This window comes from Duganella sp. Root336D2 (genome assembly GCF_001425005.1).
GTDB lineage: Bacteria > Pseudomonadota > Gammaproteobacteria > Burkholderiales > Burkholderiaceae_D > Rugamonas.
Genome location: NZ_LMDB01000037.1, coordinates 1 through 16,620 on the forward strand (window position 1 = coordinate 1; position 16,620 = coordinate 16,620).

The window sequence follows — 16,620 nt, forward strand, 5'->3', positions numbered from 1 at the left end:
CCGGCTACGACGCCAACAACAACGTGSTGWCGGTGGAGCAGAAGGGCGGCAGCACGCGCACTTCGAGCTACACCTTCGACCGCTTYGACCGCCAGATCACGCACACCGACGCCTTCGGCGCCAAGGTATCGAGCACCTACGAYGCCAACGGCAACAAGCTGTCCACCCTGACCCAGGATGGRCAGGTRACCCGYTACGGCTACGAYGTGCTGAAYCGCCTGACCTCGGTGGTSGGCAARTCGGGCGTGACCAGCTACAGCTACGACCGCTCCAGCCTGGAAACGCGCATCGACTACAACAACGGCGTGGCCAGCGTCTTCAATTACGACAAGGCCGGCCGCGTCAGCAGCGTGCTGCACCAGAAAGGCGGCAGCAACCTGTCGCGYACYGATTACGAGTACGACAGCAACGGCAACCGCAAGNGGCAAGTCGGGCGTGACCAGCTACAGCTACGACCGCTCCAGCCTGGAAACGCGCATCGACTACAACAACGGCGTGGCCAGCGTCTTCAAYTACGACAAGGCCGGCCGCGTCAGCAGCGTGCTGCACCAGAAAGGCGGCAGCAACCTGTCGCGYACYGATTACGAGTACGACAGCAACGGCAACCGCAAGAAGGAGACCATCAACCGCGTCGCCGGCGCCCAGGTCACCAGCTACGACTACGACGGCGCCGACCGCCTGACCCGAACCGTGACCGCCAGCGCCGCCAAGTCGGTTGCCACCGACTTCGGCCTGGACGCCATGGCCAACCGCCTGACCGAAACCGTGACCACCACGGCAAACGGCGGCGCGCCAACGGTGAGCAAGCGCACCTCGACCTACGGCTCMCGCAACGAGCTGAAGACCATCGACGATGGCAGCGGCGYGATCACCACGCTGAACTACGACGGCGAAGGCAACCTGACCGAGAAGAAGCAGGGCAGCGACAGCACCATCTACCGCTACAACGGCAACGACAACCTGATNCGCCGCCAAGTCGGTTGCCACCGACTTCGGCCTGGACGCCATGGCCAACCGCCTGACCGAAACCGTGACCACCACGGCAAACGGCRGCGCGCCAACGGTGAGCAAGCGCACCTCGACCTACGGCTCACGCAACGAGCTGAAGACCATCGACGACGGCAGCGGCGTGATCACCACGCTGAACTACGACGGCGAAGGCAACCTGACSGAGAAGAAGCAGGGCAGCGACAGCACCATCTACCGCTACAACGGCAACGACAACCTGATCTCGGTCGCACGCAACGGCACCATGCTGGGCCGCTACAGCAACGACCACCTTGGCCTGCGCATCGAGAAGGAAGCCAAGGACCCGTTGCAGNGGCGTGATCACCACGCTGAACTACGACGGCGAAGGCAACCTGACCGAGAAGAAGCAGGGCAGCGACAGCACCATCTACCGCTACAACGGCAACGACAATCTGATCTCGGTCGCCCGCAACGGCACCATGCTGGGCCGCTACAGCAACGACCACGCCGGCCTGCGTATCGAGAAGGAGGCCAAGGACCCACTGCAGCCGGGCGCACCACCGGTCAAGCTGCGCACCCTGTGGGACGGCCGCAATGCCTTCCAGGACCGTGACAGTGGCGGCGAAGTCATCGCACGCTACGATAACGACGGCCGCCACCCGGTCGGCATGTGGCACCGCGACGACGGCAGCCAGGCACTGCACCGCGACGCGTTGGGCTCGATCGTTGCCACCACCGACGGCACCGGCAAGCTGAAGAGTGAAATTGTTTACGACGCCTTCGGCAACATCACCGAATCGACCGGTCAGAGCGCCAACAAGTTCGGCTACACCGGTCACCAGATGGATGCAGAGACCGGCCTGATTTACTTCCAGGCCCGTTACTACGACCCGCAACTGGGCCGATTCATCACACAAGACCCGTACGAAGGCGAGTGGCGCACTCCGCTGTCGCTGCACCATTACCTCTATGCGTATGGGAATCCAACCGTCTATGTCGACCTGAATGGTTACGAATCGATCTTCGCCAACATTGACAAGGCTGCCGAGGGTTGTGGGGCCTTTTCTTGCGCTGGGTGGGCGTTAGCCAAGGGAGCATACGCAGCAGCGACTTTTGGCTTTGCTACTGTGCATGACCCAGTACGGGATTTGTACGACGAAGGACAGATCAGCGGCGGCCAATATGCAGCACGTGGAATAGGCGGCGGCGCCGCTATCGTAGCCGTCAACGTCGCAGGCGTTGCCATAGGCGGAGTTGGTGCCAGTTCTGTGACCTCGCTGGGAAGCAAGGCGTTGATCGGGGCCGGGGTTGGTGGCCTCACGGCTGGCGGGACCGATGCGACGACTCAAGGGATTAACATAGCTGCAGGGTTGCAGGAGAATTATGATGTTCGACGCACTGTCATTGCGACCGGCGCAGGTGTTGGGTTCGGCGGCGCGGCACCTTTAGTAGGGCCGATTGTAGGGAAAGTTGCTGCAACAGAAACAGTGCGTAAGACGGCTGAAGCAGTTAATTCTGCCGCCCAAAGTGTAAGAAAGGCTACCAAGGAACTGCTGACACGAGAAAGCGGAGACCTTGGTATTGGTGGTTCGCGGCTATCTAATAAGAGTGTGCCTGCGGAACAATCCATTCCGTCATGGAAATTGACCGTTGGGGCAAAACTCGATAGTGACGGCGATAAAATAGGGCATGCATTCGTTTCAGTTCGTCCGCCCGAAGGTCCTGCTGTTACGAGAGGATTATGGCCGTTGAAATCCGATGGAATCCCTGGGTTCGATAACTTGACTGATGTAAGCGTCAACGCAGCGCCGTCTTGAGCGCCACGCTACTTTAACCGATGATGTTCCCAACACCGCTGGGAAGCGGAGTTTAAACGCCGGCGAATTTGTCGGCGCAGTTCCAGGGCAGGAAGTCGTCCACCCGATTCACAGGATGGTCGGCGATATGGGTCAGCACGTAGCGCAGCCAGGCCTCGGGGTCGACACCGTTAAGCTTGGCCGTTCCGATCAGGCCATACATGGCGGCAGCGCGTTCGCCGCCACTGTCTGCACCTGCAAACAGGAAGTTGCGACGACCCAGGGCCACGCCGCGCAAGGCTCGCTCGGCGGCGGAGTTGTCGATCTCGATGCGGCCGTCATCGCAGTAGCGCGTCAGCGCCGGCCACAGTTTGAGCGAGTAAAGGATGGCGGCCGCCGTATCGGACTTGCGCGACAGCGTAGCGAGCGTGGCGTGCAGCCATCGTTCGAGGTCGTCGAGCAGTGGCCTGGCATGTTGCTGGCGAGTGGTGCACCGCTCGTCGGGCGGTTTTCCCCGTATGCTGTCTTCAATGGCATACAGCTCGCCGATCCGGCGTAGCGCTTCGGTCGTCAGGGCCGATGGCCGCGCTGCATGCAGATCATAAAATTTGCGCCGGGCATGTGCCCAGCACGCGGCTTCGAGCACTTGGCCGCTTTCGTAAATGGCATTGAAGCCGGCATATGCATCGGCCTGCAAGATGCCGCGAAAGTTGGCCAGGTGTGCCTGCGGGTGTTCGCCTTTGCGGTCGGGCGTATAGGCAAACCATACCGCTGGCGGCGAGCTGTCGCCGCTGGTACGGTCATCGCGCACGTAGGTCCAAAGACGCGCCGTGCGCGTCTTGCCATTGCCAGGCGCCAGGACCGGCAGCGGCGTGTCGTCGGCATGTAGTTTCGTAGCCGCGAACACGTGGCGACGTAAGGCATCGACCAGTGGGCGCAGCAGTGCTCCGGCGGCGCCGACCCAGCTGGCCAGCACAGCGCGCTCCAAGTCCACACCTTCGCGAGCGTACATGGTGCTCTGGCGATATAAAGGGATGTGGTCGGCGAACTTGGCGACCAGCACGTGCGCCAGCAGGCCTGGGCCGGCCATGCCACGCTCAATCGGTCGGCTGGCGGCCGGTGCCTGCACGATGACGTCGCAGCAGGCACAGGCCAGCTTGGGACGCACGTGGCGGATCACGCGGAAGCTGGCCGGCACATATTCAAGCTGCTCTGACACGCTCTCGCCCAGCTGCTTCAGCTTCCCGCCGCATGCCGGGCAGGCGTCACTGGCCGGCATCTGCACCCGTTCTTCGCGCGGCAAGTGTGGCGGCAGTGGCTTGCGTTCGACCTTCCTGCGCGGTGCCACTTCCGTTGGCGCTTGTGCTTCCGCAATGGCGGCTTCGGCTTCCAGGTCTTCCAGCTGCAGTTCCAGTTGTTCGATTTGCTGGTCCAGCTTTTCCGAACGGCGGCCAAACTGCATGCGTTTCAGCTTGGCCAGCACCAGCTTCAGATGCTCGATCTCGGCCGCTCGGGTGGACAGTTCCGCGCTCAGATGTGCAACCTTCGCTTCGCTGGCAGCCAGCGCCGCATCGCGCGCTGCCAACGCAATCTCTTTCGCCAGCAGCATGGCTTTGAGCGCTTCGATGTCGTTTGGGAGTTCGGCGGCGTTGAGCATGTGGCCTAGTTTACGCAGATCGTGCCACGTTTACAAGGCCGACTGCGGCCGCCAGGTACGTTCCGGCCGGCGCCAGTCGATACCCTCCAACAGCATCGACAACTGGGCCTGGGTCAGCGCCACACTGCCGCTGTTGGCCTGCGGCCAGATAAAGCGCCCACGCTCCAGGCGTTTGGCCAGCAGGCATAAGCCGTCGCCGGTCCACCACAGCAGCTTGATCAAGTCGCCGCGCCGGCCACGGAACACAAACACGTGGCCGCTGAACGGATCTTCTTCCAATGCGGTTTGAACTTTCGCAGCCAGGCCGTTGAAACCACTGCGCATGTCCGTGGCGCCGGCGGCGAGCCAAACCTTCGTTCCCGCAGGCAGACCGATCATCGCAGTACACGCTCCAGCACTTGGGCGAGCGTGGTGGCGTCGGCTTGCCCCTCGATACGCAACCGCACGCGCCCGATCTCCAGCGTGATGTTGCTGGTGGCTGTAGCCGCCTCCGGCTCCGACGATGATGCCGCCATCACTACCGGCAGCAGCTTGCTGCCTTGGGCCGGCGCACCGGCCACCAGCTCCGCTGATTCGAATTGCCGGCGCCAGGTGAACACCTGGTTTGCGTTAACGCCGTGCTCGCGTGCTATGCGTGCCACCGACGCACCAGGCTGTGAAGCTAACTGCACCAGCGAACGCTTGAACTCCAGGGAATGCTGGCGATACTTCCCGCGCGGACCGCGCTGAATGACTGGTCGAAAATTTGTGTCCATAATCGAATTTGTGGGCACAACTGCTGTGCCAAAATTCAATCATGCTGGGACGAAATTATCCCGTCCAGACGGTACTCATAAGACGCTTACNTGTGTCCATAATCGAATTTGTGGGCACAACTGCTGTGCCAAAATTCAATCATGCTGGGACGAAATTATCCCGTCCAGACGGTACTCATAAGACGCTTACGTTGAAGATATGGCCCTGAACTTCACCGTCGCCGCTTAGGCGCAGGCTGCCGGAGGAAGTCCCGCCTGTCGCAAGACGCTCCAGGTAGGCATTCAAGGCTGGGTAGCTCATCGCAGGCTCCTCGGGGTAACGTGGGAGCCCAGTCTACGCCGCGGCCGCCGCACAAGTGAACGAAGGTTTCGGCATATCCAACTGCGTCTGCCGCATGTGGGAGAATACCGCCTGCAATGAAACAGAATCCCCTGACAGAAATCTACCGCGACGATTGGCTGCTGGCAGTGCACAAACCGGCCGGCCTGCTGGTGCATCGCAGCCCGATCGATCCGCATGAAACCGAATTCGCCTTGCAGTATGCGCGCGAGATGAATGGCGGCGAGTATGTGTACGCCGTGCATCGGCTGGACCGGCCCACCTCCGGCTTGCTCGTGTTCGCGCGCGACCAACAGACGGCCAGCGTGCTTGGTAAGGCGTTCATGGCCGGCGCAGTACACAAACGCTACCTCGCCATGGTGCGCGGCTGGGCGCCGGACGACGGTATCATCGACCATCCGCTGCGCGAAGAACCGGAAGACCGCCGCTGCAAGGACGAGGAAGCGCCGATTCGCGAGGCGGTGACGCGTTTCCGCCGCCTGGCGACGACCGAGATCCCGGTCGCCATTGAAGGCTACAGCAGCAGCCGTTACAGCCTGGTGGAGCTATTTCCTGAAACCGGCCGCCGCCACCAGTTGCGGCGCCATATGAAGCACATCAGCCATCCGATCATCGGAGATGCCAACCATGGGCGCGGGCGCCACAACCGCTATTTCGCGGAGCGCTTCGGCCTTGGGCGCCTGATGCTGGCGGCTGTCGGCATGTCGTTCAAACATCCGGTGCCGGGCGGGCTGCTGGAGCTCAGCGCCGCACCGGAAGCCAGCTTCCTGCAGGTGCTGTCAATTTTCCCCCGCGATAGCGGCATTCGCGATGCCGTAGGGGACGTGCCCGGTTGGGACGAACTCGCGCGCTGAATCGCAATGCATGGTCTGGTCGTCGAAGAAGATATCGGCGCCAAAGGCCTTGAGGAAGGCGCCCTTCGGCATGCCGCCGAGGAATAGCGCTTCGTCGATACGGATATCCCAGGCGCGCAAAGTGCGGATCACCCGTTCGTGCGCCGGCGCCGAGCGGGCGGTGACCAGGGCGGTGCGGATCGGTGCATCGTCGGCGCCGTGCGCTGCCTGGATCGCGTGCAGCGCGCCGAGGAAATTCTTGAACGGGCCGCCAGGCATCGGGTCGCGCGCGGCTTCCCTTTCATTGCGCGCAAAGGCGTCCAGGCCAAGCTGCTTGTAGATACGTTCGGAATCGTCGGAGAACAGCACGGCATCGCCGTCGAAGGCAATGCGCAGCTGGCCGCTGTCGTCCTCGCGGTGCGAGGGCAGGATGGTGGCCGCGGCATGGCCCTGGGCCAGCGATTCGCGCACGTCGTCCGGATTGGTGGACAGGAACAGCTGCGCGCCGAAGGCTTCCACATAACGGTGGGTGCTGGCGCCGGAGCAGAAGGCGGCGCGCCTGATGTCGAGCTGGTAGTGCTCGATGGAGTTGAAAATCCGGATGCCGGTGTCGGCGCTGTTGCGCGACAAGAGCACCACTTCCACCAGCGGCGCAGTGGGCGCGTCCTGGTTCAGGGCCAGCAGCTTGCGCACCAGGTTGAAGGCAGGACCGGGCTCCAGCACCACATGTTCGTTCTCGCGCTGGTGGGCGCAGTAGGCGGCCACTCCCTGGGATTCGAAGATGGCGTGGCTTTCGTCCAGTTGGAACAGGGCCCGCGATGAAATAGCGACGACTAGCTTCATATTTCCTCCTTTTGCTTATTGTCGCAGACGCTGCGACAGCTTGTGTCGCACGGCCTGCGACATAGGCTGTCGCAGCGGCGCCCAATACTGCTGCATCGTCAGTGAGTTCAGGAGGGGCAGTTTGGGAGATGGAAAATTCACCATGGGCGAAATCGCGGGCGCCATCGATTTCGTGCGGGGGCTGAATGCCGCGCGCAGCGGCTTGCTGGCTTGCCCCGTGTCGCGCCTGCAGGTCCGGTTCCGCCTGGGCTACCGGCGCGCCTGCGAGCTGGCAGGGCGGCTGGAGGAAATGGATGTGTGGGAGATCGTGGTTACGCCGAGCGGATTGCGGGGTGCGCGGTTCAAATAATTGCTACAATGAAATTTTTGACAACCTGGCATTTATCGGATGGCTTCCAAAGATTCCATGTTCCGGCAGTGGAATATGCTGCGGCTGGTACCGCGCGCACCACTCAGCATTACGGTTGCCGAGATTACCGAGCGCCTGGCCCAGGCTGAGTATCCGATCGACAAGCGCACGGTCGAACGCGACCTGAAGGCGCTGGAATCGCTGTTCCCTTTGCTGGTCGATGAATCGGCCAAGCCATTCAAGTGGAGCTGGCGGCGCGATGGCGCGATTTTCAGCCTGCCTGGCATGTCGGTGCCGGAGGCGCTGACGCTGACGATGGTTGAGCAGCACTTGCAGCGGCAGCTTCCGCCTTCGACGCTGGACGCACTGCAGCCGCATTTTTCGGCCGCTGCCCAGACCTTGGCGGCGATCGACGACCGTGCGCAAACCAAGGCCTGGCTGGGCAAGGTGCGCAGCATTCCATCGGCGCAGCCCTTGCTGCCGGCGGAAGTGGATGAACAATCCCAGCGCACGGTCTACGATGCGCTGATGAAGGACCGCCAGCTCAGGCTGCATTACCAGAAGCGCGATGGCAGTGCGCTGACTGTCTATGACGCGGTCCATCCGCTGGCCATCGTGCAGAAGGCCGGCACGGTTTACCTGGTCTGCATGTTTTCCGACTATGCGGATGCGCGCACTATTGCGCTGCATCGCGTGAAGCAGGCGGAGATGCTTTACCTGCAGGCGCGCCGCAAGGAGGGCTTCGATATCGATGCTTTCATCGCCCAGGGACAGTTCGGCATTGCAAACGGCGGCGAGATCAGGCTGCAGGCGGTCTTCGCCCGTGCGGCCGGCGAGCACCTGGCGGAAACGCCCTTGAGTAAAGACCAGGTACTGTACAGCGAATCGGCCGATCATCTGCGCTTGATCGCCACGGTACCGCGCACCCGCGCGCTGACCTGGTGGCTGCTCGGCTTTGGTGACGGTGTCGTGGTCCATGAGCCAGCGGACCTGAGGGACGAAATCAAACAGACCGCCCAGCGTATGGCTGCGGCATACCAGGACAAGTCATGACTTGCGGTGAGGCGACTTGCCCCGCAGCCGCCGCCACAGGCCGATCAGCCATTCGATGAAGGCCGCCATCGGTTTGCGCAGGAAAGGAATGTCGTAAGACAGCAGCAGCAAGCCGACTGGCACGTCCTCCACGCCGACGATCGGCATATACGGCGCCAGTATCCCGACTGCGATCAGCGCCAGGGCCAGGGGAATCCGCACCCAGCGCGCGCGGTCGGAGCGCCCCCATTCGATGAAGCGCCTGGCCTTGCCCGGTACTTCATGTTCAAGATCGTCGACCGCACGGTCGAGCTGACGTTTTCCTTCCTTAGCCATGCGGCCATCTTACTGCGCCTCGGCCTTGCGGAGCGCCCGGCTCAAGGTATATGGTTTTGATCTAGAAACTGCGAAAGAATATATAGGTTCCGCATTTCGTTTTCCCTAGAATGGTTTCGGCTTCATTAATGATTGCAACGAGACCATGAAATCTATTGCGAGGAAATGGAGGGCAGTGGCTGCGGCGATGTGCGCCGCGCTGTGCATTCCAGCCGCGCAGGCAATCGAAGTCAAACAATCCATCATTGGTCCGGGTTGGGCCAACAATTCGGTCAACGTGACCGTCTTCCGCAAGAATTCCCTCGTAACCCATAAAAACGTGCAATACGCGGCCTATTACGATGCCGAGCGTTATGTGGTGCTTGCCAGGCGCCGCGTGGGGGCGAGCGGGTGGACCGTCCAGCGCAGCCAGTACCAGGGCAAGGCTGAAGATGCGCACAATGGCATCAGCATCATGGTCGATGGTGCGGGCTACCTGCATGCGGCGTGGGACCAGCACGACAATCCGCTGCGCTATGCCCGCAGCAGGGCGCCGGGCGGGCTGGCGCTGGGCCCGCAGCAGGCGATGGTGGGGCGCGATGAGCAGGCCGTGAGCTATCCGGAGTTCTATCGCCTGCCGGATGGCGACCTGCTATTCCTGTATCGCGACGGCGCTTCGGGGCGCGGCAACCTGGTGATGAACCGCTATCGCCGGGCCAGCGCGAAGTGGGAACGCCTGCAGGACAATCTGATCGACGGTGAAGGGCAGCGCAATGCGTACTGGCAGGCGCATGCCGACAGCCGGGGCCTGCTGCACCTGTCCTGGGTGTGGCGCGAGTCGCCGGACGTGGCGAGCAACCATGACCTGGCCTATGCCCGCTCGCGCGACGGCGGCAAGAGCTGGGAGCATGCGGACGGCATACCGTACACGCTTCCCATTACCGCGGCCAGTGCGGAGTATGCCTTGCGCATCCCGCAGCGCAGTGAATTGATCAACCAGACTTCGATGGCGGCCGATAGCAAAGGCCATCCTTATATCGCAACTTACTGGCGGGATCCGGATAGTGCGACTCCCCAGTATCGCGTGGTCTTCCATACGGGGCAGCGCTGGGAGGTACGTACCCTGCCGCTGCACAAGGCGGCGTTCAGCCTGTCGGGCGGCGGCACGAAACGCATTTCGATGGCGCGGCCGCAGCTGCTGCTGGCCGACCGGGGCGGCTTGCTGGTATTTCGCGACGAAGAGCGCGGCAGCAAGGTGTCGCTCGCGCTCATCAAGGATTTCCAGTCTTTCCAGTGGTCCGTACACGACTTGTCCGAAGCTTCGGTCGGGGAATGGGAGCCGACCTTCGACAGCGAGTTGTGGAAGTCGCACCGCATCCTGAGCCTGTTTGTTCAGACTGTGGCGCAAGTGGACGGGGAGGGCGTTGCGCAACGGCCGGCAGAACCGGTACGAGTGCTGGACTGGGAGGTGTCAAAGCTGTTTCGTTAAATAAGAAGTTAATACGGGAGACATACAAAATGAAGAAGAAAGTAATGGCAACGCTGGTGCCTTTGGCATTGGCGGCGGCATATGGTCCAGGGGCCATGGCGCAGGAGGCAGCGCAAGCGCCGAACGTGGGTGCAGAGAATACCGTGGTGGTAACGGGCTTTCGTTCCAGCTTGCAGAAGGCCTTGAACCTGAAAGCCCAGGCAATCGGCGTGCGCGATTCCATCGTGGCGGAGGATATCGGCAAGTTCCCCGAGTCGAACGTGGCCGAATCGCTGCAGCGTGTGCCGGGCATTATCCTGAACCGCGATGAGAGCTCGGCCGAGGGCCAGCGCATTTCGATTCGCGGCTTGCCGACCGAGTATTCCGTCACCACCCTGAACGGGGCACCGGTGAATACCACCAGTACTGGTTCCATCGGCAACGCGGCGCGTGGCTTCAACTACGATGTGTTTGCGTCCGAGCTCTTTGGCCGCGTGGACTTCTTCAAATCGCCGCTGTCCGAACTGCCGGAAGGCGGCATGGGCGGCGTGGTGGACTTGCAGTCGCCGCGCCCGTTCGACAATCCCAAAGGTGCCGTGCGCTACGCGGTAACTGCGGCGTACAACACCATGTCCGAAAAGACCGACCCCGCAGCCTTCGGCCTGTTCTCCAAGACCTGGGGCAACTGGGGCTTCCTGATTGGCGGTGCGCATTCAAAGGCCATGAACAACCGCTCCGGCTTCGAGGCGACCGGCGGCTACAACAGCTCGGCGCGCGGCAGCAAGTCGCCAGTGCAGGGCAACTTCGCGATGCAGCTCGATTACGACGATCCGCGCGCCAACCTGTCCGGCTACACGCGCGAACAGGTGGATAACGCGCTGCTGCCGCGCATTTACCGTTTCTATGGTTCGTCCAATGACCGCAGCCGCGACGGGCTGGTTTCGTCGCTGCAGTACAAGGACAGCACGCTGAATGTCAGCCTGGATACCATGTACTCCAAGCTGAAGAATTCGCGCGACGAACTGTATTACGGCATCCTGATCCGCAACAGCAAAACGACCAACCCGAGCGCGCCGCCGGGTACCGCTGGTCACAACGGGCTGGTGCCGATCGATGTTCGCATTGACCCCGGTTCGAACCTGTTGACCGGCACTTTCGGCAATACTTCGTACAGCAGCGGCGTTACCTACAGCGAGGACGAAACGAAGTTCAGCTATGCGTCGCTGAACGCCAACTGGAAAGCCAATGACCGGCTGGCGCTGACTGCGCAACTGAGCGCCAACAGCAGCAAGGCGCAAAGCTACCAGGACACCCTGTCGGGCCAGATCTTCGGCGTCACCTCCACCATCGACTACGGCAGCGACCATGTCTATCCGTCGCTGTCTTCCACCAGCGACTACCTGAATCCGGCCAACTACTCCGGCTTCGGTATCGGCACCGGCCTGACGCGAGAAACCGACCGCGGACGCCAGGGCCGCGTGATTGCCGACTGGGACTACAACTTGTGGGGCGACTGGACCGGCCACCTGAAAACGGGCCTGGTCTATGTCGAAACCGAGAAGGGCGTCCACAAACGCAACGCCACTTCGGACGTGACGACCAAGTTGAATAGCATGGGCAACGCCAGCATGCGCCAGGGCATGGTATTCGACCTGCCGATCAGTAAGCTGGATATGGGCGCCGGCTGGCCGCATCAATTCGGCACTTTCACGCGCGGCTACACCTACTCGACCTTCGACCCGCTGGCCTACAACACCGAAGCGACCTTCACCCCGGCCCAAAGTTTCACCGCGACCGAGAAGGTGGCTTCGGGCTTCGTGCAGTCCGACTTCAAGGGCGAAGTGCTGGGCCATGGGCTGCGCTTGAATGCCGGCGTGCGCTATTCCCGCACCGACCTGGATATCGATAACTTCAAGAAGACTGGCGCGGGCGGTACCTACCAGCCTAACCGGGAGAGCGGCTCCTACAGCAACGTGCTGCCCGCCGTCAGCGCTGCGCTGGATGTGACTGAAGACCTGATGTGGCGTGCCTCTTTCGGCAAGACCATTTCGCGTGCATCGCTGTCGATTATCGCCGCGCAAACCGTGGTGCCGAACCCGTTCGACAACTCGGCTACGGCGGGCAACCCGAACCTGCGCCCGCAGCAGTCGAAGAATATGGACACCAGCCTGGAATGGTATTTCCGCAAGGGGAGCCTGCTGTCGGCGGCATATTTCCGCAAGGTGCTGACCGATGCCACGGTGTCCAGCACGGCCCAGACCACGTTCGGTGCATTGGGCCTGCCCGATACCGCAATGGGTGCGATTTTCTATGGTCCGGATGGGCGGGTGGACCCGAACCTGCCGATGACGCTGCGCACTTACAGCAACGCCGGCCGCCAGGTGCTGAAGGGCTACGAGCTGTCGTACCAGCAGGATTTCGACTTCCTGCCTGCGCCATACAAGGGCTTTGGCATGCTGGCCAGCTATACCCACATCGATCCGTTCAACAGCCAAAAGTGGATCACCAATGCTGGCCGGGAGATCGAGGTCAATTCGGTGCCGAAGTATGCCTACAGCACCACCGCATATTACGAAAATGGGCCGCTGGCAATTCGCTTCTCGTACAACTACAAGGGACGCAGCCTGCACGGCGACAATCCGAAGAACAACGGCGATGACCTGATCCGCTGGCGCGCGGCACGCGGCTACCTGGACGGGAATATCAGCTACAAGATCAACGACAGCCTGGAGCTGCGGCTGGATGCGCTGAACCTGTCGAACACACTGTCGTATGACTATTTCGAGGATGCCACCGGCCAGTACGGCAGCGGCAGGAAGACACGCATGGATTATGCGAAGTACGACGGCCGGACCATCAAGATCGGCCTGCGCGGCAAGCTGTGACAGGATCCGAAAACATGAAGCTCATACTGATTGTCCTGCTGGCCGCGCTGGGCGGCTGCGCCTCAACGCAGCAGCAGCAGCAGCCGGCGCCGCCGCGACAGGAAGTCGTCGCCGTCATCGACAAGGTCAACACCTACTGGCAAGCCAACACGCCGGCCAGGGAATGGTCATTCTGGAATGTGGCGGCATACCATACCGGCAATATGGAGGCCTACCGCATCACCGGCAACCAGGCCTATCTGAAGTACTCGCTGGACTGGGCGCAGCATAACCAGTGGCAGGGCGCGAAATCGCCGGACAAGAGCCAGTGGAAGCTGGCCTATGGCGAGACCGACGATCATGTGCTGTTCGGCGACTGGCAGATCTGCTTCCAGACGTACGCGGATCTCTACCAGCTCGAAAAGGACCCAGCCCGCATCGCCCGCGCCCGCGAGGTGATGGAATACCAGATGTCCACCGCGCGCAACGATTACTGGTGGTGGGCGGATGGCCTGTACATGGTGATGCCGGTGATGACAAAGTTGTACAACATCACTGGCAACCCGCAGTACCTGGAGAAGCTGCACGAGTATTTCCAGTACTCGAACAGCATCATGTACGACAAGAATGAAGAGCTGTATTACCGCGATGCTCGCTATGTGTACCCGGCGCATAAGAGCGTCAACGGCCGCAAGGACTTCTGGGCGCGCGGCGATGGCTGGGTGTTTGCCGGCTTGGCGAAAGTGCTGCACGATTTGCCGAGGGATGCGCCGCACCGCGAGGAGTATGTACGCAAGTTCCAGGGCATGGCGGCGGCGCTGAAAAAAGCGCAGCAGGAAGAGGGCTACTGGACGCGCAGCCTGCTCGATCCGCAGCATGCACCGGGGCCGGAGACAAGCGGAACGGCATTCTTCACTTACGGCTATTTGTGGGGCATCAATAATGGCTTGCTTGGCAGGGGCGAGTACGCGCCGGTGGCGCTTAAAGGCTGGGGCTACCTGACGCGCACCGCGCTGCAGCCGGACGGCAAAATCGGCTATGTGCAGCCGATCGGCGATCGCGCGATAGCGGGGCAGGTCGTGGACAGGAATTCCACTTCGCACTTCGGCGTCGGGGCCTACCTGCTGGCCGCAGCCGAAATGGTGCGCTACATCGACAAGAATAAATAAGGAGCGGCAGGATGGAACGAAGGAACTTCATGCGCGGCATGCTGGCGGGCGGTGCCGCGGCGGCCGCGCCGGCCGTGTCGCTGGCGACCGGTGCGGCTGCGGCGGCCACTGGCGGCGACCGCGCCTACATGGTCGCCTTGCTGCAGAAGATGGCAGATCCGGTGCTGGCCAACATGGCGAAGGGAGAACTGAAAAAGAAATTCGCACTGGAACTGAGTCCCACATGGGATGGCCGTGATCCCGGCGTCGCGTATCTTGAGTGCTTTGGCCGCCTGATCGCCGGCCTGGCGCCGTGGCTCGCGCTGCCCGACGACGACAGCGCAGAAGGCCGTACCCGCAGGCGCCTGCGCGAACAGGCGCTGCAAAGCTATACCAACTCCGTCGATCCGAAATCGCCGGACTACTTGTTGTGGAAAGGTCCGGGCCAGACGCTGGTGGACTCCGCCTATTTCACCAATGCCCTGATGCGCGCGCCCAAAGCGCTGTGGGAGCCCTTGGATGCCGCCACCAAACAGCGCATCATCGAAGAGGTCAAGAGCCTGCGCCGCATCGAGCCGCCATACATCAACTGGATGCTGTTCGCGGCCATGAATGAGGCTTTCCTGCTCTCGATCGGCGAGCAGTACGACCCGATGCGCATGAACGTGGCGATCCGCAAAGTCAACGAATGGTATGTGGGCGACGGCTGGATCAAGGATGGCGAGGCCTTCCATTTCGACTACTACAACTCCTTCGTGATGTACCCGATGCTGGTGGAGATTCTTGAAGTGCTGGCCAAGGCAAATGGCCCGTTCTGGAACGGCAAGCCCGCCGACCTGCTGGCGCAGGCGCAAAAACGCATGCAACGCTATGGCGAGCACCTGGAGCGCTTTATCTCGCCGCAGGGCACCTTCCCGCCGATCGGGCGTTCGCTGACTTACCGCACCGCGGCCTTCCAGCCGTTGGCGCTGCTGGCCTGGCGCAAGCAGTTGCCGGCCAGCCTGCCCGAAGGACAGGTGCGTGCGGCGCTGGCGAGCGTACATAAGGCGATCTGGTCGGAGCCGGGCAATTTCACCAAGGACGGCTACCTGACCATCGGCTTTGCAGGACACCAGCCGGAGCTGGGCGACTGGTACTCGAACAATGGCAGCATGTATATCGCTGCATCGAGCTTCCTGGCGCTGGGCCTGCCAGCCGGCGATTCCTACTGGACCTCGCCGGCGCAGGACTGGACACAGAAGAAGGCCTTCGGGGGCAAGAAATTCCCGAAGGACTACCATGTCGCTTATTGAGGGCGGGAGTCAGCGCCGGTAGCGTGCCTGCGCAGCCTCGCGCAGCGCTACCAGCATGGCTTCCGCGCCAGGCGACAGGCGGTGGCGCTTGCGGGTGACGATGCCGTACATGTCCATGCGCAGGCCCAGGTCCCAGGGCAGCACGGCCAGCAGGCCTGCATCGAGGTAAGGGCGCACGGTTTCTTCCGGCATGGCGGCGATCATGCGGCTGCCAGGCAGCAGGTTGACCACCACCGGCATGGCCAGCGTCTCCACCACTTCGGTCGGCGGCTCCAGGCCTTGCGACAGGAACATCGATGTCAGGCGGTCGCGCAGGATACTGCCGGCCGGCGGCAGCACCCAAGGCTCGCGCGCCAGGTCGGCCAGTTGCAGGTCCTTGCGGCCGACAAAAGGGTGGTCGGCTGCGGCAATCAGGCTATGCGGTTCGTCGGTGAGCGGCTCGAAATTGAATTCCGAGGCGACATTGGAGTCGAGCAGGCGCCCGATCACCAGGTCGAATTCGCCGGCGCGCATGCGTTCCACCAGGATCTTGGAGGTGTCGACGGTAATCGACACCTGCACCTTGGCGGTCCGGCTTTTCAGCAGCTTGACCGCGTCGGTGACCAGGCCGGCGGAGGGCGTCAGGACCGTACCGATGGAGACGCGGCCGGAAAGTCCCGATACCAGCTCCATCACTTCCTGGTGCGCCGCATCCATTTCGGCCAGTGCGGTGCCGGCACGCCGTATCATCACTTCGCCGTACCAGGTCGGCACCACGCCGCGCGGCAGGCGCTCGAACAATTGGACGTTCAGGGCGTGCTCTATCTCGCCCAGCAGTTTGGAGGCCGCGGGCTGGGTGAGGTTTGCCGCCTGTGCTGCATGCAGGATCGAGCGGTGCCGGCCCAATTCGACCAGAAGCACCAGGTGGCGCGTTTTCAGGTGGGACCTTACGAATCGGTCCGAGCGTGGATCTGACATGC

The 16,620-nt window shown here is 62.2% G+C and carries 17 protein-coding genes; 11 read left to right on the top strand and 6 right to left on the bottom strand.

The window, feature by feature from the left end:
• The 4 genes from ASD07_RS31890 to ASD07_RS32430 form a co-directional block, all read left to right on the top strand.
• Positions 1–422: RHS repeat domain-containing protein (locus tag ASD07_RS31890; protein WP_229207278.1), on the top strand; the 422-nt coding region annotated here is incomplete at both ends.
• 319 nt (positions 423–741) lie between these two features.
• The coding region (locus ASD07_RS32420; RefSeq protein WP_373922100.1) for a hypothetical protein at positions 742–965 on the top strand (224 nt) is incomplete at its 3' end.
• A gap of 41 nt (positions 966–1,006) precedes the next feature.
• Positions 1,007–1,321: hypothetical protein (locus ASD07_RS32425; protein WP_373922101.1), on the top strand; the 315-nt coding region annotated here is incomplete at its 3' end.
• 316 nt (positions 1,322–1,637) lie between these two features.
• Complete coding sequence (locus ASD07_RS32430) at positions 1,638–2,786, top strand: RHS repeat-associated core domain-containing protein (protein ID WP_373922102.1); 1,149 nt, start codon at positions 1,638–1,640, stop codon at positions 2,784–2,786.
• A gap of 52 nt (positions 2,787–2,838) precedes the next feature.
• On the opposite strand, the gene ASD07_RS24415 is transcribed toward ASD07_RS32430, so the two are convergent.
• The 3 genes from ASD07_RS24415 to ASD07_RS24425 all read right to left on the bottom strand — a co-directional run bounded on the left by ASD07_RS24415 (position 2,839) and on the right by ASD07_RS24425 (position 5,177).
• On the bottom strand, positions 2,839–4,374 hold the full coding sequence (locus ASD07_RS24415; RefSeq protein ID WP_373922103.1) for an IS66 family transposase: 1,536 nt from the start codon (positions 4,372–4,374) through the stop codon (positions 2,839–2,841).
• Between the two features lie 78 nt (positions 4,375–4,452).
• On the bottom strand, positions 4,453–4,800 hold the full coding sequence (gene tnpB / locus ASD07_RS24420; protein WP_055936472.1) for an IS66 family insertion sequence element accessory protein TnpB: 348 nt from the start codon (positions 4,798–4,800) through the stop codon (positions 4,453–4,455).
• Positions 4,797–5,177 (bottom strand): transposase, encoded by a 381-nt coding sequence (locus ASD07_RS24425; protein ID WP_055936475.1) that lies wholly within the window; start codon positions 5,175–5,177, stop codon positions 4,797–4,799. Before ASD07_RS24425 ends, tnpB begins: the two co-directional genes overlap by 4 nt.
• A 417-nt stretch (positions 5,178–5,594) precedes the next feature.
• Here ASD07_RS24425 and ASD07_RS24430 point away from each other — a divergent pair, with 417 nt between their 5' ends.
• The gene (locus tag ASD07_RS24430) at positions 5,595–6,371 is read left to right on the top strand and encodes a pseudouridine synthase (RefSeq protein ID WP_055936478.1); all 777 of its coding nucleotides are present in this window, start codon (positions 5,595–5,597) and stop codon (positions 6,369–6,371) included.
• Here the strand turns inward: ASD07_RS24430 and ASD07_RS24435 are convergent.
• On the bottom strand, positions 6,297–7,193 hold the full coding sequence (locus tag ASD07_RS24435) for a 5'-nucleotidase (protein WP_055936480.1): 897 nt from the start codon (positions 7,191–7,193) through the stop codon (positions 6,297–6,299). The genes ASD07_RS24430 and ASD07_RS24435 overlap by 75 nt on opposite strands.
• A 121-nt stretch (positions 7,194–7,314) precedes the next feature.
• On the opposite strand from ASD07_RS24435, the gene ASD07_RS24440 reads away from it, so the two are divergent.
• The gene (locus ASD07_RS24440; RefSeq protein ID WP_156398173.1) at positions 7,315–7,542 is read left to right on the top strand and encodes a hypothetical protein; all 228 of its coding nucleotides are present in this window, start codon (positions 7,315–7,317) and stop codon (positions 7,540–7,542) included.
• A gap of 39 nt (positions 7,543–7,581) precedes the next feature.
• Complete coding sequence (locus tag ASD07_RS24445; protein WP_055936486.1) at positions 7,582–8,595, top strand: YafY family protein; 1,014 nt, start codon at positions 7,582–7,584, stop codon at positions 8,593–8,595.
• On the opposite strand, the gene ASD07_RS24450 is transcribed toward ASD07_RS24445, so the two are convergent.
• A complete protein-coding gene (locus tag ASD07_RS24450) occupies positions 8,590–8,910 on the bottom strand; it encodes a hypothetical protein (RefSeq protein ID WP_055936489.1) in 321 nt (106 codons plus the stop codon). The two genes, ASD07_RS24445 and ASD07_RS24450, sit on opposite strands and share 6 nt — an antisense overlap.
• 145 nt (positions 8,911–9,055) lie before the next feature.
• Here ASD07_RS24450 and ASD07_RS24455 point away from each other — a divergent pair, with 145 nt between their 5' ends.
• Genes ASD07_RS24455 through ASD07_RS24470 form a run of 4 tightly spaced genes read left to right on the top strand, consistent with a single transcriptional unit; the run spans position 9,056 to position 15,661 of the window.
• Positions 9,056–10,378, top strand: coding sequence for a BNR repeat-containing protein (locus ASD07_RS24455; RefSeq protein ID WP_055936492.1), 1,323 nt, complete (start codon positions 9,056–9,058; stop codon positions 10,376–10,378).
• Between the two features lie 29 nt (positions 10,379–10,407).
• The gene (locus tag ASD07_RS24460; protein WP_055936495.1) at positions 10,408–13,242 is read left to right on the top strand and encodes a TonB-dependent receptor; all 2,835 of its coding nucleotides are present in this window, start codon (positions 10,408–10,410) and stop codon (positions 13,240–13,242) included.
• A gap of 14 nt (positions 13,243–13,256) precedes the next feature.
• Positions 13,257–14,390 (top strand): glycoside hydrolase family 88 protein, encoded by a 1,134-nt coding sequence (locus tag ASD07_RS24465; protein ID WP_055936498.1) that lies wholly within the window; start codon positions 13,257–13,259, stop codon positions 14,388–14,390.
• 11 nt (positions 14,391–14,401) lie between these two features.
• Positions 14,402–15,661 (top strand): DUF2264 domain-containing protein, encoded by a 1,260-nt coding sequence (locus ASD07_RS24470; RefSeq protein ID WP_055936501.1) that lies wholly within the window; start codon positions 14,402–14,404, stop codon positions 15,659–15,661.
• Between the two features lie 9 nt (positions 15,662–15,670).
• On the opposite strand, the gene ASD07_RS24475 is transcribed toward ASD07_RS24470, so the two are convergent.
• Complete coding sequence (locus tag ASD07_RS24475) at positions 15,671–16,618, bottom strand: LysR substrate-binding domain-containing protein (RefSeq protein ID WP_055936504.1); 948 nt, start codon at positions 16,616–16,618, stop codon at positions 15,671–15,673.
• Between the last annotated feature and the right edge of the window lie 2 nt (positions 16,619–16,620).